Genomic DNA, 18,992 nt, shown 5'->3' on the forward strand with positions numbered 1-18,992 from the left:
CGGCCGGGGCCGGTTCGACGGCACGGTCCCGCGCGCCCCATTGACACATCCCGCACCTGACAGGAAAGTCTCGCCCCGCAAGGCGATCCCGAAAGAATCTTTCAGGCCGCCCGCCGCGGCCACGGCACGGGAGGAACCTCCATGGTGGACGACGGGACGAGGGCGGACACAGCTGCGAGCGGTATCACACGCCGTCAACTCGGTGCTCGTGCGATGTCCTTGGGCGGCGCTCTGGTCTTCGCCTCCCTTCCGGCCGGTCCGGCCGCGGCTGCCACACCGCCTTCGGCGGCATCGGCGGCATCGGCGGGCGGTGGCGGGCACCCGACCCTGCGGCACGGGTCGGCCCGGCGGGCCGGACTGCTCGCCGGCCATCTGGACCAACTCGTCGCCGACGCCGAGGTGTTCCTCGGACCGTCGCCCGAACACCCCTGGTACGCCGGTGCGGTGCTGCTCGCCGGGCGCGGCGGCACCGTGGCCCTGCACCGGCCCATCGGCATGGCGGTGCGCTACCAGGCGTACGACGAGAAGACCGACACCGGCGTCGAGTTCCCGGCGGACCGGCAGATCCCCATGACCGAGGACACCGTCTTCGACCTGGCCTCGGTCTCCAAGCTGTTCACCTCCATCCTCGCGGTGCAGCAGATCGAGCGGGGCGCGCTGGAACTGGAGGCGACCGTCTCCTCGTACCTGCCGGACTTCGGCCGCGCCGGCAAGGAGGACGTGACCGTCCGTCACCTGCTCACGCACACTTCGGGTTTTCCTGCCTGGATCCCGCTCCACCAGGCGCCCACGTACGAGGAGCGTGTCCGGCTCGTCCTCGACGAGCCACCCGCCGTCCCGCCCGGGACGGCGTATCTGTACTCGGACCTGAACCTGATCTCGCTCCAGCTGGTGCTCGAGAAGGTCACCGGCCGCACCCTGGACGTCCTCCTGCGGGAGGAGATCACCGGCCCGCTGGGCATGGACCGCACCCGCTACAACCCGCCCGCCTCGTGGAAGCCGGGGATCGCCGCCACCGAGGACGCCCGCCCGCCCTGGTCCGGCCTCGACCGGGGGCTGGTGTGGGGCGAGGTGCACGACGAGAACGCCTACAGCCTGGGCGGGGTCGCCGGCCACGCGGGCGTGTTCTCCTGCGCCTGGGACCTGGCGGTCCTCGGGCGGGCCCTGCTCAACGGCGGCGGCTACGGCCGGGCACGCGTCCTGGGACCGGAGTCGGTGGAGCTGATGTTCACCGACTTCAACACCGGCTTTCCCGGGGACGAGCACGGCCTGGGCTTCGAGCTCTACCAGCACTGGTACATGGGCGCGATGGCCACCCCGCGCACGGCGGGCCACACCGGGTTCACCGGCACCTCGCTGGTGCTCGACCCGACGACCGACTCGTTCCTCGTCGTCCTGGGCAACTCTGTTCATCCGGTGCGTAGTTGGCGCTCCGGCTCAGCTCCCCGGGTGGCCGCCGCGAACCAGCTGGCCCGCGCGGTGCCGGTCGGGCCGGCGCCGGGGCGTGAAGGGCGGGGAGGACGGGGCGGGCGGACGTCCTGGTTCTCCGGGATGGCCGGTTCGACGACGGCGACGCTCACGCTGCCCGCGCTGGACACGTCGTCCGGCGGCGCACGGCTGCGCTGCGCCCTGTGGTGGGACACCGAGCCGCACGCCGACCTCCTCACTCTGGAGGCCACGACGGACGGCGGTACGGCCTGGCAGCCGGTGCCGTTCGTCACCGAGCGCCGGGACGAGGCGCCCGAGCAGCATGCGACGGGTACCGCCACGGGCTGGTCGGGCCGGGTCTGGCACGGCCTCACCGCCGCCCTGCCCACCGCGCGGAGCCTCACCCTGCGCTGGCGGTACGCGACGGACCGGCTGTATGTCGGGCGCGGAGCCTACGTGGACGGAATACGCGTCCGGGCGGGCAGCGGCGTTCTGTTCGACGAGGCCCGTCCGGCGGACGCGGCACGGGTGCGAGCGGCGGGATGGACCCGGTCGGCCGACTGAACGACCCGCGCCCGATCCGGTCGTCCCGTCAGCTCGCCTCCAGCACCGCCATCGCCGCGTTGTGTCCCGGTATCCCGCTCACCCCTCCCCCGCGCACCGCGCCCGCGCCGCACAACAGGACGTTGGCGTGCCGGGTCTCCACCCCCCAGCGGCCGGTGCCGTCCTGGGTGTGGGGCCAGGCCAGGGCGCGGTGGAAGATGTTCCCGCCGGGCAGCCCGAGGTCGCGGTCCAGGTCGAGCGGGGTCTTCGCCTCCAGGCACGGGCGTCCGTCGGCGTCGGTCGCCAGGCAGTCGGCGATCGGTTCGGCCAGATGGGCGTCGAGCTGGGCGAGCGTCGCGGTGAGGAGTTCCTCGCACACGGCGTCGTTGTCGTGGGCGAACAGCCGGGCCGGGGTGTGCAGGCCGAAGAGGGTGAGCGTCTGGTAGCCCTGGGCTGCGAGCTCCGGACCGAGGATCGTCGGGTCGGTGAGCGAGTGGCAGTAGATCTCGGAGGGCGGGGCGGCCGGCAGTTCACCGGCGGCTGCCTGGGCGTGCGCGGCGGCCAGCTGCCCGTATCCCTCGGCGATGTGGAAGGTTCCGGCGAACGCCTCACGCGGGTCGACGGAGCTGTCACGCAGCCTCGGCAGCCGGGTGAGCAGCATGTTCACCTTCAGCTGGGCGCCCTCGGCCGGGGCCGGGTGCGCGTCGCCGGTCAGTGCGGCCAGTTCTCGCGGGGAGGCGTTCACCAGGACGTGCCGGGCGGCGGTGACGCCCTCGCCGCCGGCCGTGCGGTGGGTGACCTCGGCGGTGCGGCCGTCCGTGTCGATGCGTATCACCTCGTGGCCGGTGGCGATGACTGCGCCCGCGTCGCGCGCGGCGGCGGCCAGCGCGTCGGTGAGCGCGCCCATGCCGCCGACCGGCACGTCCCAGTCGCCGGTGCCGCCGCCGATGACGTGGTAGAGGAAGCAGCGGTTCTGCTCGAGCGTGGGGTCGTGGGCGTCGGCGAAGGTGCCGATGAGGGCGTCGGTGAGGACCACGCCCCGTACGAGGTCGTCGGTGAAGTTCTCCTCGACGGCGACACCGATCGGTTCCTCGAACAGGGTTCGCCAGGCCTCCTCGTCGTCGACGGTGCGGCGCAACTCCTCCCGTGTGGGCAGCGGCCCGGTGAGGGTGGGAAAGACACGCTCGGCGACGCGGCCGGTCATGCCGTAGAAGCGCTGCCAGGCCCGGTACTCGCGGTCGGATCCGGTGAGCCGGGCGAACGCCTCCCGGGTGCGCCGCTCACCGCCGCCGACCAGCAGCCCGGTGGGCCGGCCGTCGCGTTCGGCGGGGGTGTACGAGGAGACGGTGCGGGAGCGTACCCGGAAGTCGAGCCCCAGCTCCCGGACGATCTTCCGGGGCAGCAGGCTGACCAGGTACGAGTACCGGGACAGCCGGGCGTCGACACCGGCGAAGGGACGGGTGGACACCGCCGCCCCGCCCGTGTGGTCCAGCCGCTCCAGCACCAGCACGGAGCGTTCGGCCCGCGCGAGATAGGCGGCGGCGACAAGGCCGTTGTGGCCCCCGCCGACGATGACGGCGTCGTATGTCCGGGTTCCGGTTGCCTCGTGTGCGGTCATGGTTCTTCGTAACATGTGAAGATCCGTGCCGACCAGGCGGCGGGCGACGCCCTGCGCGGAGACCGCGCCGGTCTCCCCGGCGCACCGGCATGCCTTCCGCTCCCGTGCCCGCCGCCCGCCCCTCGCCGCCCCTCACACTCCGCCCACCGCCCGTTGCTGCCGCGGTGCGGCCACCTCGCGGTGCGGCCCGGCGGCCACGTCCTTGAGCCCGAGTCGCTCCAGGCACTGGGCCTCGTCGTTGCGGGCGGCGAGGGTGTCGCCGTGGTCCGTGCCGAGGAGGCGCTCACGGGCCTCTGCCACCCGGCGGTACTCGGTGAGCGCGTCCGCCCAGCGGCCCAGCCAGCCCAGGCCGACGGCGACCTCGCGGCGGCTGACCAGGGTGTCCGGATGGTCGGCGCCGAGGACGCTCTCGCGCACCGCGCACACCGCGCGGGACTCGGCGAGGGCCTCGGCCCAGCGGCCGAGCCTGCCGAGGCTGACGCCCAGGCCGTGCCGGGCACGCAGGGTCTCGGGGTGGGTGGGCCCCTGGACCCGGGTGCGGTCGTCGACCAGGCCGCGGTAGAGGTCGAGAGCCTGTGCGGTGCGGCCGAGCCGGCCGAGTCCGATGCCGATCTCGTAGCGGGCGGCGAGCGTGTCGGCGTGGTCCGGGCCGAGCGCCCGCGCGCGGGCCTCGGCGACCTCCCGGTAGGCCTCCAGGGCCTCCGCCCACCGCCCCAGCCGACCCAGGGCGTAAGCGACTTCGTAGCGGGTGACCAGAGTGTCCGGGTGCTCGGGGCCGAGCACCCGGGCGCGGGCGGCGGCCACCTCGCACGCCATGCTGTACGAGTCCTCCAGGCGGCCGAGCCTGTTGAGGTTGAAGGCGAGGTTGTGCCGGCAGCGCAGGGTGTCGGGGTGCTCCGCGCCCATGGTGCGCTCGCGGGCCGAGAGCACCGACAGGTACACCTGGTGGGCGTCGAAGGGGCGGCCCAGCTGGGCGAGTACGTATGCCATTTCCTGGCGGGCGGCGAGCGTGTCGGGGTGCTCGGAGCCGAGCGCGCGGATGCGGGTCCCGGCCACACGCTTGTACTCGCGCAGCGCGTCGGCGGCACGACCGGTGCGACTGAGGGCGAAGGCGGCCTCGTAACGGCTGGCGAGGCTGTCGGGGTGGTCCGGGCCCAGGAGGTGGGCCCGCTCCGCCGCCACCGCCCGGTGCACCTCCCCCGCCTCCGTCCAGCGGCCGAGGCGGCCGAGGCTCAGTCCGGCGTTGTGCCGTGCGGCCAGCGCGGCCACCGCCTCGGGCGCCGGGACGGGCCGCTCGTCCGGCGGGGGCGGGCCGTCGTGGCCGGTCGCGGGGCGGGCGATCCACTCGCCGGAGAGCCCGCCCGCCGGGTTTGGCGGGGTGCTGCGCGGTCCGGCGACGGCCGCCTTGCGGCCGGAGGTCATGCCGCGCGTCCAGGAGGGCAGCCGGGGCGCGCTGTCCACCGGCTCGGGCCGGACGGCCCAGCGCGGCGGTGCGGCACGGTCACCCGCGACGGACGGACCGGCGGGCTCCGGCCAGTACGGCACCGCGACCGGGGCCACGGCCGAAGCCGCCGCCGGGACCGCCTCGACCGCCCGGCCCGCGGCCGGCACCGGCTGCGGGGCCGGCGCGGCCCGCAACGCGCCGACGCGGCGGGCCAGTTCGCGTGCGCTGTCGGGGCGCCTGCCGGGCTCCTTGGCCAGCAGGTCGAGGATGATCCGCTCCAGGCGCTCGGGCAGTTCGGCGCGGTGGCCGCGCGGCGGCCGGGGCGGGGTGTCACGGTGCCCGACGAGGATCGCCCACGCGTCGTCGAGGTCGAACGGCGGTACCCCGGTGGCGATCTCGTAGAGCACGCAACCGAAGGAGTACAGGTCGCTGCGCCGGTCGACGTCGGTCCCGCTGATCTGCTCCGGCGACATGTAGTGCGGGGTTCCCATCGCGACGCCGGTGCCGGTCAGCCGGGAGGTGAACCCGATGTCACGGCCGAGGCGGGCGATGCCGAAGTCGCAGATCTTCACCGTGCCGTCGGCGAGCCGCACGATGTTGGCGGGCTTCAGGTCCCGGTGCACGATGCCCTGGTCATGGGTGTAGGCGAGAGCGGCGGCGACCTGCTCGGCGATCTCCACCACCTCGTCGACCGGCAGCGGGTGCTGCTTGTTCTCCTCCAGGAGGCGACTGAGGTCACGGCCCTGGAGCAGTTCCATCACCAGGTACAGCACACCGTCGTACTCACCGAAGTCGTGCACGACGGTGATCCCGCGGTGCTGCAGGGACGCCGCCACCCGGGCCTCCCGCCGGAAGCGCTCGCGCAGCACCCGGCCGAACGCGTGGTCGTGCTGCGCGCCCACCGGCTTGAGGCACTTCACCGCGACCTCTCTGCCGAGCGACTCGTCGCGCGCCCGCCACACCTCCCCCATGCCGCCCCGCCCGATCGGATCGACCAGCCGGTACCGGCCGTGGATCAGCCTGCTGTCCCCCATCGTCCGCCCCCGTGAGTGTCCGACACGCCCTCCCCGACCCGTCCAGTATGACGATGTCTCACCCGATTTTGTACGGTGCCCCGCACGTGTGTGACGTCAGTGCGCCGAGGAAGTCAGTGTGCCGAGGAAGTCCGTACAGGCCTGCGCGCAGGTCCGGCACGCCTCGGCCGTGCGTTCCGCGCCGGGGTGCCCGTCGAAGGCGTGCGCGCCCTCGAGGCACACCTGCCGGCACCATTCGACCTGGACCCGGACGGTCTCCTCGTCCGCCTGGTTGCCCTCGGACAGCACGCGGCTGGTCGCGTCGCACACCTCCGCGCAGATGACGCCCTTTCGCCGCACGAGTTCCTGGGCCGTGCCGCCGCCGGGATCCACCAGGCCCGCCCGCACCGCGCAGGCCCGCGAGCACTCCGCGCACGCCTGCGCACAGCCGAACCGGTCCTCGAGGTACCGGTACAGCTCCTGCTCGGATGTCGTCGTCACTCAGCGCGGGTAGCCACCACCGCGGACGGTGAAACCCGCCGTTCCCAAGTACCGGCCCGGCGGGTTCACCGGGGGGACCGGGGGTACCCGCGAGCCATGACGAACACCGCGACGGACACCCCGTGGATGGAAGCAGCCGACCTCGCCGCGAGCCGCGGGGTCATGGGCATCGGCCTCGTTGTGGCAGCCGTGCTGGTCGTGGGTCTGCTGATCGGCTTGTTCGCGTTCGGCAGCAAACGGGTCAGGGAGGGTGACTCGCCCAGGCCACGCCCCGACGAGCAGCCCCGGATGCCCGAGGGGGGCCCGGTCCGTGAGACCCGGGAGTACCGGGAGCCCGACGAGATGCCCAGAAGCGACGACCGCCTGACGCCGCACGACCTGCACGGAGGAAACTCCGGCAGCCGCCCCGGGGCCTCGCAGGAACGGCCCCGCTGGGAGGAGGGCGGCAGCGGCGCGTTCGGTAGTGGTGGGCCGGGGCGCCGCTGACCGCCGGCGAGCCCGCCGTCCTCCTGCCGAGAACGCCACCGTGGCCCCACGCAGCCACCGTGAACACCGTGAACAGGGAAGTGAGAACCATGGCAGACCCCGCACGCGAGACCCTGCCGCTGCCCGACTACGACCACCTGCCGATCGGCAGCCTGGAGAGCCGTGTGCGCGCGCTGTCCGCGGACGAGGTCGAGGAACTCCTGGCCTACGAGCGTTCGCATGGCGACCGGCTCCCGGTGACCGGGTTGCTGGCAGCCCGTCTGGAGCAGTTGCGCGCGGGTGCCGAGCCGACGTCGGGGGACCCGGGGGCACTGCGCCCCGAGCAGGGCGCGGGCCGCACGGGCTCCCCCGTCTCACCCGCCACCTCGCCGCAGCCGTCCAGTCCGCCACCGCACGGCACCCCCGACCAGCGGGGCAAGCCGAAGGGCAACCGTACGGAGGGCTGACCTGTCCGGCACCGCCCTGCGCCTCGCGCGCTCCGGAGCGGGCCACGGCTTTACGACCGCGTGACGCGGTCGTGAAGCCGTGGCCCGCTCTTTCGTTTGCTCCGGAGTGGTGTGGATCACAGCCCCCGGGTGCATCGTGGGGCGGGGTCCAGCGTCTTTGTCCGGGTGTAGGGGTTTGAACGGACGGGACGGTGAGGATGGAGCGGTTTCGGGCAGACGGCTTCGACGAGTTCGTGGCTGCCCGCTGGGGGGCGCTGCTCCATGTCGCGCGTCTGCTCACCGGCGGCGACCGGCAGCGTGCCGAGGACCTGGTGCAGGAGGCCCTGGTGAAGCTGTGGTTCGCCTGGCCGAAGGTCGCCGAGCAGGCGCCGGACGCGTACGTCCGTCAGGTGCTCGTGCGGCTGGCGGCCCGTTCCGCCCGGAGGCGCTGGTGGGGTGAGCGTCCGGTGGACCAGCTGCCCGACCGCCCCGAGCCGGGCGATGTGTCCTCGGTCGTGGCGGAACGCTCGCGCCTGGAGGCCGCGCTGGCCCTGTTGCCGCCCCGGCAGCGGGCCGCGGTGGTGCTGCGTTACTGCGAGGACCTGCCCGAGGCCCAGGTGGCACGGGCCCTCGGCTGCCCGGTGGGCACCGCCCGGTCCCACGCGTCGCGGGGCGTGGCGCGACTGCGGCAGATCCTGTCCGACGCCGTCAGGCCCGTGGGGTGAGGGGAGAACCGATGGACGACTTCGAGCGGGAGCTGACGCACATGATGCGCGGCCCCCGGCAGCAGACCCCCTTCGACTCCGAGCAGCGGGAGCGGCTGCACCAGGGCATCCGGGCCCGTCACCGGTCCCGGACACTGTGGCGGGCGGGCGGCTCGGCCCTGGCGGTGGCCGGGCTCAGCGCCGGCCTCGCCCTGCTGCCCGGCCCCGGCCCCGACTCCCGGCCGCCCGCCGATCACCGTCCGCTGCCCGCGACCAGTCCGACGTCACCCCCGGTGACCTCGACGCCCACTCCACCGGCGACGAGCTCGGCCACCAGCACCTCCCACCCGCCCATGAGCCCGCCCGTCACCACGGACGCCGGCACCAGGGCCCCGGGGGACAGCTCGCCGACCTCGACCTCACCGCCCACCACGGCGAGCGGGCGCGAGCCGACGTCGGTGCCTTCCTCGCCCCCCGCGACCTCGGCGCCGGCTTCGCCTCCGCCCACCTCCGAGCCTCCGCCCTCGCCCTCCTTCCCGGCCGGCTCCGAGTCGGCCGGAAGCGGGTAGCCGCAGCAGCGCGCAGCACCGCCCCGCCCGGGGCGCCGTCCGGTCCCGGGACCTTCGCTCCGACCACCATCACGAGCGTATTGGCATGCCCGCCTCAAAATGAGGGATCATCCCGTACGCCGGAAAGCGACCGTGAACCAGCCATGAGAACCGCCAGGCGGCCGGCACCGGCCGACAACGACGACAGGGACAGCGACGACGGGCGCCCGGACCCCGTACTCGACGTGGTCGTTCCCGTGCACAACGAGGAGAAGGATCTGGAGCGGTGCGTCCGGCGGCTCCACGCACATCTCGTGGAGACGTTCCCGTACTCCTTCCGGATCACCGTCGCCGACAACGCCAGCACCGACGCCACCCCTCGGATCGCCGCCCGGCTGGCCCGGGAACTGCCCGGTACGTGCTGGATCCGGCTGTCCGAGAAGGGGCGCGGGCGGGCGCTGCACACCGCCTGGTCCGGGTCCAGGGCCCCGGTGCTCGCGTACCTGGACGTGGACCTGTCCACCGATCTCGCGGCCCTGCTGCCACTCGTCGCCCCGCTGATCTCCGGGCATTCGGACCTCGCGATCGGCACCCGGCTGGCGCGCGGCTCCCAGGTCGTGCGCGGACCGAAACGGGAGATCGTCTCCCGCTGCTACAACGGCCTGTTGCGCGGCACCCTCGCCGTGGGGTTCTCCGACGCTCAGTGCGGCTTCAAAGCCGTACGCCGGGACGTCGCGGAGCAGTTGCTGCCGCTGGTGGAGGACCGGGAGTGGTTCTTCGACACCGAACTCCTGGTGATCGCCGAGCGGGCCGGCCTGCGCATCCACGAGGTGCCGGTCGACTGGGTCGACGATCCCGACAGCCGGGTCCACATCGTGTCCACGGCGCTGGCGGACCTGCGCGGCATGGCCCGGCTGGGGCGTGCCCTGGCCGGCGGCCGGCTGCCGCTGACGGCGCTGCGCCGGGGCGGGGGTCTCGAGCGGGTGGCGGAGTTGCCGCCCGGCCTGGCCGGTCAGCTGCTGCGCTTCGCCGCAGTCGGTGCCGCCAGCACCCTGTGCCACCTGCTCCTCTACACCGCGCTCCGGGCCTTCACCGGCGCCCAGGCCGCCAACGCGCTCGCCCTGCTGGCCGGCACGGTCGCCAACACGGCCGCGAACCGGCGGCTGACCTTCGGGGTGCGCGGCCGGCACGGGGTGCTCGGACACCAGCTCAAAGGGCTGGCCGCTTTCCTGGTCGGCCTCGCGCTCACCAGCGGGGCGCTCGCCGTCCTGCACCGCGTCGCCCCCGGGGCCGGTCCCGGCGCGGAACTGCCGGCCCTGGTCCTCGCCAACCTCGCCGCGACCCTGCTGCGCTTCCTCCTCCTTCGGGCCTGGGTGTTCCCCGGCCGCAGCGCCCGCCGTACGACAGGACCCTCCGCCTCATGAGCAGCACCGTCCGGACCGGCCACCCGGCAGGCCCGTCAGGCCCCGCGGACCGGGCGCCGCGTCCGACGCCCTGGCCCGACGTCTCCCCTCCGGTGGACGCCGGCCAAAGCCCTCGGGAGCGGCTGCGGCGTGCCGTCGCGCGCCACGGGCCCGTCCTCGCGACGTACGGCGTACTGAAACTCGTGGGGTTCGCCGTCTTCATGTACCTGCTCGACTCGGCCGGCGACTTCCGCGAGAAACATCCCCGCTTCGGCGGCGGCGACCACACCTGGGACGTGCTGGGCAGCTGGGACGGCTGGTGGTACCAGCAGATCGCCCTGCACGGCTACGACCCGGCCCTGGAGCCCGTCCCCGGCGCCACCGGCATGATCACTTTGAAGGGCAACTCGGCGGCGTTCTTCCCGCTCTACCCGACGCTGATACGGCTGGTCTCGGAGGTCACGGGGCTCGGCCCGTACGGCGCCGGAATGGCCGTCTCGGTCGTCTGCTCGTTCGTCGCGGCACTCGGGATCCACGCGGTCACGGCCCGGCTGGGCGGACGGCGGGCCGGTCTGGCCGCCGTCGGCCTGTGGGCGGTGTGGCCGGGTTCCGGCGCCGAGTGGGCGGTGTACTCCGAGTCCCTGTACACGGCCCTGGCCGTGTGGGCCTGCTACGCCGTCATGACCCGCCGCTGGCTCGTCGCCGGGCTGCTCACGTTCTTCGCCGGGCTCGCCCGGCCGACCGCCGTCACCCTGGTCGCGGCCCTCGCCGTCGCCGGGCTGGTCGCGGTGTGCCGACGGCGGGAGGGCATCCGTCGTCCGCTGCTCGCAGTGGCGATCGCCCCGCTGGGGACGCTCGGCTACCTCGGCTGGGTCGGCCACCGCATGGGCGACTGGGGCGGGTACAGCAAGCTCCAGGACGGCGCGTGGGGCCACACGTTCGACTACGGCCGGCACAGCCTGGACGTCCTGACCTCGGTCCCCGTGGGCCATTTCGACTATCTGTTCGCAATGCCTTTCGAGGACGTCATCGGTGTCGGGGTGGTCCTGCTCGTGCCGGTCCTCACCGTGCTGCTGGTCCGGCTGCGCCCACCCGCCGTGCTCGTCGTGTACACGGTGCTGTCGTACCTGATGGTGATGGGCACCCAGCAGTACTTCGGCAATGTCTCGCGCTATCTCCTCCCCCTGTTCCCCCTCCTGATCCCGCTCGCCCTGGCCATGCGCCGTCTCCGGCTGCCCTCCCTGGCCGCCGTGCTCGGCACGGCGGCGCTGGCCTCCGGGTCGTACGCGGGATACGTCCTGTTCGAACTCGGGGTGCCGTAGCACCCGCACCGTGTCTTTGGCGGGCCGTGCCCTCGCGTGGTCCGGGGCCCGGCCGGGCCCCGGACCACGCGAGGGCGGCCTCGGCCGGCGCGCGCACGCCGGTGTCCGGGGCGGGCCGGCCGACGGGGCGATCCGGCGCCGGTGGTCACGCGTCCCGGCCGCGGAGCGTCCCGGCCGCGAGCAGGAGCAGCGCCGCCGTGTACCCGGCGACCGGCAGCAGGTGCCCGTCGCCGCGACGAACACGGCGCCCGGTACGGGGACGAGGGCTGTCGCGAGCATCGTGGACACGAGCGAACGGACGCTGCGGAACTTGATCCATTCATGGGCGAGGGCCGGGTTCGTTCACCGTCGCGTCCGGACGCGGTGAAAAGCCCGACGACGGCCACCACCAGGACGTCCACGGTCCCCGGGGCAGCGTCCGCAGGCGGGCGGGCAGACGGTCGAAGGTCGTCACGAACACCGTACGAGCCGCGCCGTCCCGCCGCGTACGACGGCGGGAGTAGCCGCGCCGGCCGAGGGGACCGGTCCGGACGGCCCCGGGAGCGGGGCGGCTTTGGAACCAGGCGGCCCCGGGACCGGGTCGAGTCAGACCGCCGACCAGCCGTTGTCCACCGGCAGGACGACGCCGTTGATGCTGCTCGCGGCGTCGGAGGCGAGGAAGACGATGGCGGCGGCCTGCTCCTCCGCTTCGCTGAGGCGGCCCATGTTGACCATGTACCGGCCGACGACGGCCGGCCCGTGGGCCTCCCGGTCGATCTCGAGACCGGTCGAGATACCGGTCATCGTGCCGCCCGGCACGATGGCGTTGGCGCGGATGCCCTGATCCCGGTACATCACGGCGAGGGAGCGGGTGAGGCCGAGGACACCGTGCTTGGAGACGGTGTACGCGGTGCCCGCGGCGCTGCCGCGCAGCGCCGCCTCGGAGGCGGTGTTGACGACGGCTCCGCCGCCGGCGGCGAGCATGTGCGGCAGAACGGCCCGCGTCAGCAGGAACGGCGCGGTGAGATTGATCCGCAGGACCCGCTCCCATTCGGCGTCGGTGACGTCCAGCGGTGCGGACATGCTGTCCATGACACCCGCGTTGTTGACCAGGACGTCGACCCCGCCGAAGGCGTCGACCGCGGCGGCCACGACCGCGTCGACCACCGCGCCGTCGCTCAGGTCTCCCCCGACGGCGACCGCCGTGCCGCCTGCCGACCGGATCTCGTCGACGACGCTCCCGGCTCCGTCGCCGTTCAGGTCGGCGACGACGACCTTCGCCCCCTCCGCGGCGAACCGCAGCGCGGCCGCACGGCCGATGCCGGAGGCGGCCCCGGTGACGACGACGCTCTTGCCGGACAACCCCGCACCGGATGTGGCACCCATGAGAACTCCTCTGCTCGACTCTGCTCGGCGTACGGACATGTCGATGTGCCGACGGTCTGCCGGCGTTCGCCGACGTGGATCAGCGTACCGCTTATTGTCACATCGCGACAGAAAGACATGGTGCGCCATTACGGCATGGCGCGACACAAAATAGACTGTGCGCAGCGAGCGAAGGGGGTGCGCATGACCGGACGAGTCGGTGCTGGCACGGGGCGGCCGCCGTTGACGGAGCGACGGCGCGCCGAGACGCGCGGCGAGATCGCCGAGGAGGCGGTGCGGCTGTTCGTCGCGCAGGGTGTGGCGGCGACCACCGCGGAGGACATCGCCTCCGCCGCGGGGATCTCCACCCGCACCCTGTGGCGGTACTTCCGCTCGAAGGAGGAGTGCGTCCGCCCCCTGCTCACCACCGGTCTGGAGGCCCTGGCACGGGAGGTGCGGGACCACAACGGCACGGCCCCGCTCGCCGAGTCCGTCCTGCACGCTCATCACGGCGAGGGCGCGGAGCAGGATCCGGGGGCGCTGCGCGACCTGGTACGGCTGTGCCGGGACGAACCGGGACTGCGTGCCGTATGGCTGGAGGCGCACCACGACGCCGAGGCAGAGTTCGCCGCGATGATCGCCGACCGCACCGGCCGCCCCGCCGACGACCTCGCGGTCCGCGTGGAGGCGGGCGTACTGAACACCGCGCTGCGCATCGCGGTGGAGGACTGGGCCCTACGGCCCGACCCGACGGCGGGCCCGCCCCTGGGGGACATCGTCACGGCCGCCCTGCGCATGATCACCCACGTCGGGTGACGGGAACGGCGAGCGGGTCACCGGGGTCGCTCAGCCGTGCGGGGCCTCTGCCACGCCGGCCGCTTCGGCCCCTTCGCGCCGCATCCGCTCGGCTCCCCAGGCGCCGAGCGGTCCGAGCGCTTGATTGAGCGTGCGCCCGTGCTCGGTGAGGGAGTACTCCACCCGCGGCGGCACCTCGGCATGGACCCGCCGGTGCACGAGCCCGTCCTCCTCCATCTCCCGCAGGTGCTGCGTCAGCATCTTCTCGCTCACTCCCGGCAGACCGCGCCGGAGCTCGGCGAAGCGGCGTACGCCGTGGGCGTCGAGTTCCCAGAGGATCAGCCCCTTCCACTTGCCGCTCACGACGTCGAGCGCGGCATCGATGCCACAGATGTAAGGCCCGTTCCTCGGCGCCCTGGCCATCGCCGATCCCCCTTACGAAAAGGTAAGTACCGCAGTAAACAGTGGGTACTTCCGAGCGTAGTGGCGCCCTTGGACCATGGAGGGGTGAACGAACGACTGAACCACACCACCAGGCAGGACAGCGCCGTCACCGTGATCGGGCTCGGCCCGATGGGGCAGGCGATGACCCGTACCCTTCTCACCGCCGGCCACCCGGTCACCGTCTGGAACCGCACCGCCGGCCGGGCCGACGGTGTCGTCGCCGACGGAGCGACACTCGCGACGACACCCCGCGAGGCGGTCGAAGCGAGTGACCTCGTGATCCTCAGTCTCACCGACTACCGGGCGATGTACGACGTTCTCGCCGGCGCCACCGAATCGCTCGCCGGCCGGACACTGGTCAACCTGAGTTCCGACACCCCCGACCGCACCCGCGAGGCGGCGGCCTGGGCGGCGGGCCACGACGCGGCCTTCCTCACCGGTGGTGTCATGGCCCCCGCGCCGATGGTCGGCACGGAGGCTGCCCATGTCTACTACAGCGGCCGCCACGAGGTACTGGAGAGACATCTGGCGGCGTTGACGCTGCTCGGCGCGCCGAAGCACCTGGGCGAGGACCCGGGCCTCGCCCAGATGATGTACCAAGCCCAGCTCGCGTTGTTCCTCACCACCCTGTCCGGACTGATGCACGCCACCGCGATGCTGGGCACCGCAGGGATGAAGGCCGCGGAAGCGCTGCCGGAGCTGCTCTCCTCCGCCGACTCGGTCGGCGGCATCCTGAAGGCCGGCGAGGACGACCCCGGCGCCGCGCTGGACGCCGGAGAACACCCCGGGGACCTCAGCACGGTCACCATGATGGGGGCGACGTCCGACCACATCGTGGAGACCAGCACGTCACTCGGCCTCGACCTCGCGCTCCCCCTGGCCGTGCAGTCCCACTACCGGCGCGCGATCGATGACGGGCACGGCGGCGACAACTGGACCCGCATCATCGACGGCATCCGGGAACCACGCTGACCGCACACGGGGGCACTTGACGCCGCACCGCTCCCGGTTCAGCGGCCCGGACCCGGCCGTGACCTCGGGACGATGAGGTGCGGGCCGGCGTCCGGGCCCGTTGTCAGTGGTGGGCGGCATGATGCCGGTCATGACTACTCCCGCAGCAGTGATCGTGGACGCCGCCGCATACGCGCAGGCGGTCGAGAACGCCGTGAGCGCGGCGGCCGCCTATTACGAGGGCGGCACCTCGCCGTTGGACGACGACACCTACGACCGGCTGGTACGCGGGATCGCCGCCTGGGAGACGGAGCACCCGGACGGAGTGCTGCCCGACTCCCCCACCGGCAAGGTGGCCGGCGGCGCGGTGGAGGGCGACGTACCGCACACGGTGCCGATGCTCAGCCTCGACAACGTGTTCTCGGCGGAGGAGTTCACGGCGTGGACGGCGTCCCTGACCCGGCGCATCGGCCGTGAGGTCACCCGCTTCGGTGTGGGCCCGAAGCTGGACGGGCTCGCGATCGTCGCCCGGTACAGCGGTGGTCGCCTCACCCGGCTGATCACCCGAGGGAACGGGACGGCCGGTGAGGACGTCTCGCACGCGATCGGCACCGTGGTGGGGCTGCCCGAGCGGCTGGCCGAGCCGGTCACCGTGGAGGTGCGCGGTGAAGTCCTGATGACGGCCGCCCAGTTCGAGTACGCGAACGAGGCCCGCACGGGCCACGGCGGTCAGCCGTTCGCCAATCCGCGCAACGCGGCCGCGGGCACTCTGCGGGCGCGGGAGCGGCTCTACACGGTGCCGATGACGTTCTTCGGCTACGGACTGCTGCCACTGCCCGACACCGACGGCCCTCTTGCCGCACGGCTGACGGAGCTCGCGCACAGCGACCTGATGAGCCTGGCCGCCGAGCTCGGTGTGCACACCAGCGCCGCGACCATGGTCCCGGACTCCGTGGCCGAGTCACCGGAGGAGGTCCTGGCCCGGGTGAAGGAAATCGCCGGGATACGGGCCGAGTTGCCGTTCGGCATCGACGGAATCGTGATCAAGGCCGACCTGGCCGCCGACCGGCGTGACGCCGGTTCCGGGTCCCGCGCGCCCCGGTGGGCGATCGCGTACAAGCTGCCTGCCGTGGAGAGGATCACCCGGCTGCTGGAGGTGGAGTGGAACGTCGGGCGGACCGGCATCATCGCCCCGCGCGGAGTCCTCGAACCCGTGGTCGTCGACGGCTCCACCATCACCTACGCCACCCTGCACAACCCGGCCGACATCACCCGCCGCGATCTGCGGCTCGGCGACCACGTCATGGTCCACCGCGCCGGTGACGTCATCCCCCGCATCGAGGCCCCGGTCGCCCATCTGCGCACCGGCGAGGAACAGCCCGTCGTCTTTCCCGAGCAGTGCCCACGCTGCGGGTCGGACATCGACACCAGCGGGGAACGCTGGCGGTGCGCGCAGGGCCGCAACTGCCATCTGGTCGCCTCGCTCTCCTATGCCGCGGGCCGCGACCAGCTCGACATCGAGGGCCTGGGAGCCACCCGCGTCGTCCAGCTGGTCGACGCGGGGCTCGTCTCCGATCTCGCCGATGTGTTCGCCCTCGGGCGCGACCGGTTGCTCGGCCTGGACCGGATGGGCGAGACCAGCACCGACAACCTGCTCGCGGCGATCGCCAGGGCCAAGGAACAGCCGTTGTCGCGGGTGCTCTGCGCGCTCGGCGTCCGCGGCACCGGCCGGTCCATGTCCCGGCGCATCGCCCGGTACTTCGCCACCATGGACAACATCCGCGCCGCCGACGCCGAAACGATGCAGCGGGTCGAGGGCATCGGGCCCGAGAAGGCACCCTCGATCGTCGCCGAACTCGCCGAACTCGCCCCGCTGATCGACAAACTCGTCGCGGCGGGTGTCAACATGACCGAGCCCGGAGCCACCCCGCCCCCGGCCGCCGGCGCCGTTCCCGACGGCCGGGACACGGCCGGGGCGGTCGGGGCGCACCGTCCGCTGGCCGACATGACGGTGGTGGTCACCGGCGCGATGACCGGCAGCCTGGAGAGGCTTTCCCGCAACGAGATGAACGAACTCATCGAACGGGCCGGCGGCCGCTCCTCCTCCAGCGTCTCCAGGAAGACCACCCTCGTGGTCGCCGGAGAAGGAGCCGGCTCCAAGCGCGCCAAGGCCGAACAGCTCGGCATCCGCCTCGCCGCCCCGGACGAGTTCGCCACCCTGGTCGCGGCCCTCCTGGAATGACCGGTCGCGGCTCCACCCGCGTCCGGGAATGGACGCGGGCCCGCCCCGCGTTGCCGCGAGCATGACGAAGAATGCGCCGCGGCCCGAGGTGTTGCGATACACCGCCTTCTCGAGCACCCCCGACGGCGGAAACCCCGCCGGTGTCGTTCTGGACGCCACCGGCCTGGACGACAGCGACATGCTGGCCATCGCCGCCGGCCTCGGGTACTCGGAGTCCGCGTTCCTGACCGCGCCTTTGGAGGGCCTCGGCGGCCAGGAGGGCCGGGCGTACGGCATCCGCTACTTCAGCCCCAGGGCCGAGGTGCCGTTCTGCGGGCACGCCACCGTCGCGACCGCCGTCGCACTCGCCGAGCGGACAGGCCCCGGGGAGCTGTTGTTCGCGACGCGGGCGGGCATCGTGCCGGTGGAGGTGGCCGAGGAGGGCGGGACGGTCAGGGCCACGCTCACCAGCGTCGAGCCGCGCATCGAGGAGGTCGACGCCGACGCTCTCGCGGAGGCACTCGCCGCGCTCCGCTGGCCGGCCACCGACCTCGATCCCGGCTTCCCGCCCCGTATCGCCTTCGCCGGCGCCCGGCATCTCGTCCTCGCGGCGGCCACGCGTGCCCGCCTCGCCGATCTCGCGTACGACTTCGCGCGCCTGGAAGCCCTGATGCACCGCTGGGACCTGACCACGGTCCACTTGGTGTGGCGTGAGTCGGCCACCGTCTTCCACGTCCGTGACCCCTTCCCCGTCGGCGGCGTCGTCGAGGACCCGGCGACCGGCGCCGCGGCCGCCGCGTTCGGTGCGTACGCCCGTGAGCTGGGCCTGGTCCCCGAGGACGCCGTCCTCACCCTGCACCAGGGCGAGGACCTGGGCCGTCCCGGCGAGCTCACGGTGACGCTGCGCGCGGGTGATCCGCGCGTCCGTGTCGGCGGCGCGGGAGCTCGCATCGGCTGAGGCGCCGACGGTGCCGGCGGTCCCCGGCGAGCGACACGCTCCGCGGCAGGGATGACCATTTCGAAGGGTTTTTCAACCAACCGGTAGCGAACGCAGGGGCCCCGGGGGACGGATGGTGGAGGAGCCGGCAGTTCCACCACCGTCGAGGAGGCAGCCATGGGTGAGAAGATCGCTGGTGTGGAGATCCCCGACAGCGAGCTGGTCCGGTCCGCGACGGAGATGATCCGCACCACGACACCGCCGCTGCTCTTCGACCATTCCCGCCGGGTGTTCCTGTTCGGCAGTCTGCAGGCCGCGGTGCTGGGGCTCCGGCCCGACCCTGAGCTGCTCTATGTGGCGGCGCTGTTCCACGACACCGGTCTGGTGGCACCGTACCGCGGTGACGACCAGCGGTTCGAGATGGACGGTGCCGACCAGGCCCGCGCGTTCCTGCTGGCCCACGGCCTGTCCCAGGCCGACGCGGACACGGTCTGGACGGCCGTCGCCCTGCACACGACGCCGGAGGTGCCCTACAAGCTGGCGCCCGAGATCGCCGCGACCACGGCGGGCGTGGAGACCGATGTGCTCGGCCTGAACCTCACCCGCCTCACTCCGGCCCAGATCGCCGAGGTCACCGCCGCCCATCCCCGCCCGGACTTCAAGCGGCAGATCCTCCAGGCCTTCACCGACGGGTTCAGGCACCGCCCGGACACCACCTTCGGCACGGTGAACGCGGACGTCCTGGAGCACTTCGTCCCCGGATTCCGCCGTACCGACTTCGTCGACGTCGTCCGGAACTCCGCGTGGCCCGAGTAAGCGGTCGTCAGGGGACCCGTCGCCCCCCGGGGGACGACCCTCCCCACCG

At 73.2% G+C, this 18,992-nt stretch carries 17 protein-coding genes; 11 read left to right on the plus strand and 6 right to left on the minus strand.

Annotated elements, in window-relative coordinates; genetic code table 11:
- Positions 1–141: 141 nt before the first annotated feature.
- Complete coding sequence (locus tag ACWZEH_RS01960; RefSeq protein ID WP_456195215.1) at positions 142–1,992, plus strand: serine hydrolase domain-containing protein; 1,851 nt, start codon at positions 142–144, stop codon at positions 1,990–1,992.
- Between the two features lie 28 nt (positions 1,993–2,020).
- Here ACWZEH_RS01960 and ACWZEH_RS01965 read toward each other — a convergent pair whose 3' ends face one another.
- From ACWZEH_RS01965 to ACWZEH_RS01975, 3 genes are all read right to left on the minus strand, one after another.
- A complete protein-coding gene (locus ACWZEH_RS01965; RefSeq protein ID WP_456195216.1) occupies positions 2,021–3,589 on the minus strand; it encodes a phytoene desaturase family protein in 1,569 nt (522 codons plus the stop codon).
- Positions 3,590–3,721: 132 nt separating this feature from the next.
- On the minus strand, positions 3,722–6,067 hold the full coding sequence (locus ACWZEH_RS01970; protein WP_456195217.1) for a serine/threonine-protein kinase: 2,346 nt from the start codon (positions 6,065–6,067) through the stop codon (positions 3,722–3,724).
- Between the two features lie 96 nt (positions 6,068–6,163).
- Positions 6,164–6,547, minus strand: coding sequence for a four-helix bundle copper-binding protein (locus ACWZEH_RS01975; RefSeq protein WP_456195218.1), 384 nt, complete (start codon positions 6,545–6,547; stop codon positions 6,164–6,166).
- 96 nt (positions 6,548–6,643) lie between these two features.
- Here ACWZEH_RS01975 and ACWZEH_RS01980 point away from each other — a divergent pair, with 96 nt between their 5' ends.
- The 3 genes from ACWZEH_RS01980 to ACWZEH_RS01990 all read left to right on the plus strand — a co-directional run bounded on the left by ACWZEH_RS01980 (position 6,644) and on the right by ACWZEH_RS01990 (position 8,183).
- Positions 6,644–7,033: a DUF6479 family protein gene (locus ACWZEH_RS01980; RefSeq protein WP_456195219.1), complete on the plus strand. Its 390-nt coding sequence runs from the start codon at positions 6,644–6,646 to the stop codon at positions 7,031–7,033.
- An 89-nt stretch (positions 7,034–7,122) separates the two neighbouring features.
- The gene (locus ACWZEH_RS01985; protein ID WP_456195220.1) at positions 7,123–7,479 is read left to right on the plus strand and encodes a DUF8129 domain-containing protein; all 357 of its coding nucleotides are present in this window, start codon (positions 7,123–7,125) and stop codon (positions 7,477–7,479) included.
- Positions 7,480–7,676: 197 nt separating this feature from the next.
- Complete coding sequence (locus ACWZEH_RS01990) at positions 7,677–8,183, plus strand: SigE family RNA polymerase sigma factor (protein WP_456195221.1); 507 nt, start codon at positions 7,677–7,679, stop codon at positions 8,181–8,183.
- Between the two features lie 232 nt (positions 8,184–8,415).
- On the opposite strand, the gene ACWZEH_RS01995 is transcribed toward ACWZEH_RS01990, so the two are convergent.
- A complete protein-coding gene (locus tag ACWZEH_RS01995) occupies positions 8,416–8,670 on the minus strand; it encodes a hypothetical protein (RefSeq protein WP_456195222.1) in 255 nt (84 codons plus the stop codon).
- 204 nt (positions 8,671–8,874) lie between these two features.
- Here ACWZEH_RS01995 and ACWZEH_RS02000 point away from each other — a divergent pair, with 204 nt between their 5' ends.
- Together ACWZEH_RS02000 and ACWZEH_RS02005 are read left to right on the plus strand one after the other, a co-directional pair.
- Entirely contained in the window at positions 8,875–10,134 is a 1,260-nt protein-coding gene (locus ACWZEH_RS02000) for a bifunctional glycosyltransferase family 2/GtrA family protein (protein WP_456195223.1), read from the plus strand.
- The gene (locus ACWZEH_RS02005) at positions 10,131–11,435 is read left to right on the plus strand and encodes a hypothetical protein (RefSeq protein ID WP_456195224.1); all 1,305 of its coding nucleotides are present in this window, start codon (positions 10,131–10,133) and stop codon (positions 11,433–11,435) included. Before ACWZEH_RS02000 ends, ACWZEH_RS02005 begins: the two co-directional genes overlap by 4 nt.
- Positions 11,436–12,020: 585 nt before the next feature.
- On the opposite strand, the gene ACWZEH_RS02010 is transcribed toward ACWZEH_RS02005, so the two are convergent.
- Positions 12,021–12,800, minus strand: a complete 780-nt coding sequence (locus tag ACWZEH_RS02010; RefSeq protein ID WP_456195225.1) for an SDR family NAD(P)-dependent oxidoreductase — start codon at positions 12,798–12,800, stop codon at positions 12,021–12,023.
- A 183-nt stretch (positions 12,801–12,983) separates the two neighbouring features.
- On the opposite strand from ACWZEH_RS02010, the gene ACWZEH_RS02015 reads away from it, so the two are divergent.
- Entirely contained in the window at positions 12,984–13,595 is a 612-nt protein-coding gene (locus ACWZEH_RS02015; protein WP_456195226.1) for a TetR/AcrR family transcriptional regulator, read from the plus strand.
- Between the two features lie 30 nt (positions 13,596–13,625).
- On the opposite strand, the gene ACWZEH_RS02020 is transcribed toward ACWZEH_RS02015, so the two are convergent.
- On the minus strand, positions 13,626–13,997 hold the full coding sequence (locus ACWZEH_RS02020) for a winged helix-turn-helix transcriptional regulator (protein ID WP_456195227.1): 372 nt from the start codon (positions 13,995–13,997) through the stop codon (positions 13,626–13,628).
- 84 nt (positions 13,998–14,081) lie between these two features.
- On the opposite strand from ACWZEH_RS02020, the gene ACWZEH_RS02025 reads away from it, so the two are divergent.
- The 4 genes from ACWZEH_RS02025 (at position 14,082) to ACWZEH_RS02040 (ending at position 18,943) form a co-directional block, all read left to right on the plus strand.
- Positions 14,082–14,990 (plus strand): NAD(P)-dependent oxidoreductase, encoded by a 909-nt coding sequence (locus tag ACWZEH_RS02025; protein WP_456195228.1) that lies wholly within the window; start codon positions 14,082–14,084, stop codon positions 14,988–14,990.
- Between the two features lie 130 nt (positions 14,991–15,120).
- Positions 15,121–17,211, plus strand: a complete 2,091-nt coding sequence (ligA, locus tag ACWZEH_RS02030) for an NAD-dependent DNA ligase LigA (RefSeq protein ID WP_456195229.1) — start codon at positions 15,121–15,123, stop codon at positions 17,209–17,211.
- Positions 17,212–17,272: 61 nt separating this feature from the next.
- Positions 17,273–18,148, plus strand: coding sequence for a PhzF family phenazine biosynthesis protein (locus ACWZEH_RS02035; protein ID WP_456195230.1), 876 nt, complete (start codon positions 17,273–17,275; stop codon positions 18,146–18,148).
- 156 nt (positions 18,149–18,304) lie between these two features.
- Positions 18,305–18,943, plus strand: a complete 639-nt coding sequence (locus ACWZEH_RS02040) for an HD domain-containing protein (protein ID WP_456195231.1) — start codon at positions 18,305–18,307, stop codon at positions 18,941–18,943.
- Positions 18,944–18,992: the final 49 nt, after the last annotated feature.

This window comes from Streptomyces yamdrokensis (assembly GCF_053890455.1).

Coding starts and splice junctions, on each gene's coding strand:
- ACWZEH_RS01990 (WP_456195221.1), top strand. CDS start 7,677: ATGGAGCGGTTTCGGGCAGACGGCTTCGACGAGTTCGTGGCTGCCCGC.
- ACWZEH_RS01985 (WP_456195220.1), top strand. CDS start 7,123: ATGGCAGACCCCGCACGCGAGACCCTGCCGCTGCCCGACTACGACCAC.
- ACWZEH_RS02035 (WP_456195230.1), top strand. CDS start 17,273: ATGACGAAGAATGCGCCGCGGCCCGAGGTGTTGCGATACACCGCCTTC.
- ACWZEH_RS01960 (WP_456195215.1), top strand. CDS start 142: ATGGTGGACGACGGGACGAGGGCGGACACAGCTGCGAGCGGTATCACA.
- ligA (WP_456195229.1), top strand. CDS start 15,121: ATGACTACTCCCGCAGCAGTGATCGTGGACGCCGCCGCATACGCGCAG.
- ACWZEH_RS02020 (WP_456195227.1), bottom strand. CDS start 13,997: ATGGCCAGGGCGCCGAGGAACGGGCCTTACATCTGTGGCATCGATGCC.
- ACWZEH_RS02040 (WP_456195231.1), top strand. CDS start 18,305: ATGGGTGAGAAGATCGCTGGTGTGGAGATCCCCGACAGCGAGCTGGTC.
- ACWZEH_RS02005 (WP_456195224.1), top strand. CDS start 10,131: ATGAGCAGCACCGTCCGGACCGGCCACCCGGCAGGCCCGTCAGGCCCC.
- ACWZEH_RS01980 (WP_456195219.1), top strand. CDS start 6,644: ATGACGAACACCGCGACGGACACCCCGTGGATGGAAGCAGCCGACCTC.
- ACWZEH_RS02010 (WP_456195225.1), bottom strand. CDS start 12,800: ATGGGTGCCACATCCGGTGCGGGGTTGTCCGGCAAGAGCGTCGTCGTC.
- ACWZEH_RS01965 (WP_456195216.1), bottom strand. CDS start 3,589: ATGACCGCACACGAGGCAACCGGAACCCGGACATACGACGCCGTCATC.
- ACWZEH_RS01970 (WP_456195217.1), bottom strand. CDS start 6,067: ATGGGGGACAGCAGGCTGATCCACGGCCGGTACCGGCTGGTCGATCCG.
- ACWZEH_RS02015 (WP_456195226.1), top strand. CDS start 12,984: ATGACCGGACGAGTCGGTGCTGGCACGGGGCGGCCGCCGTTGACGGAG.
- ACWZEH_RS02000 (WP_456195223.1), top strand. CDS start 8,875: ATGAGAACCGCCAGGCGGCCGGCACCGGCCGACAACGACGACAGGGAC.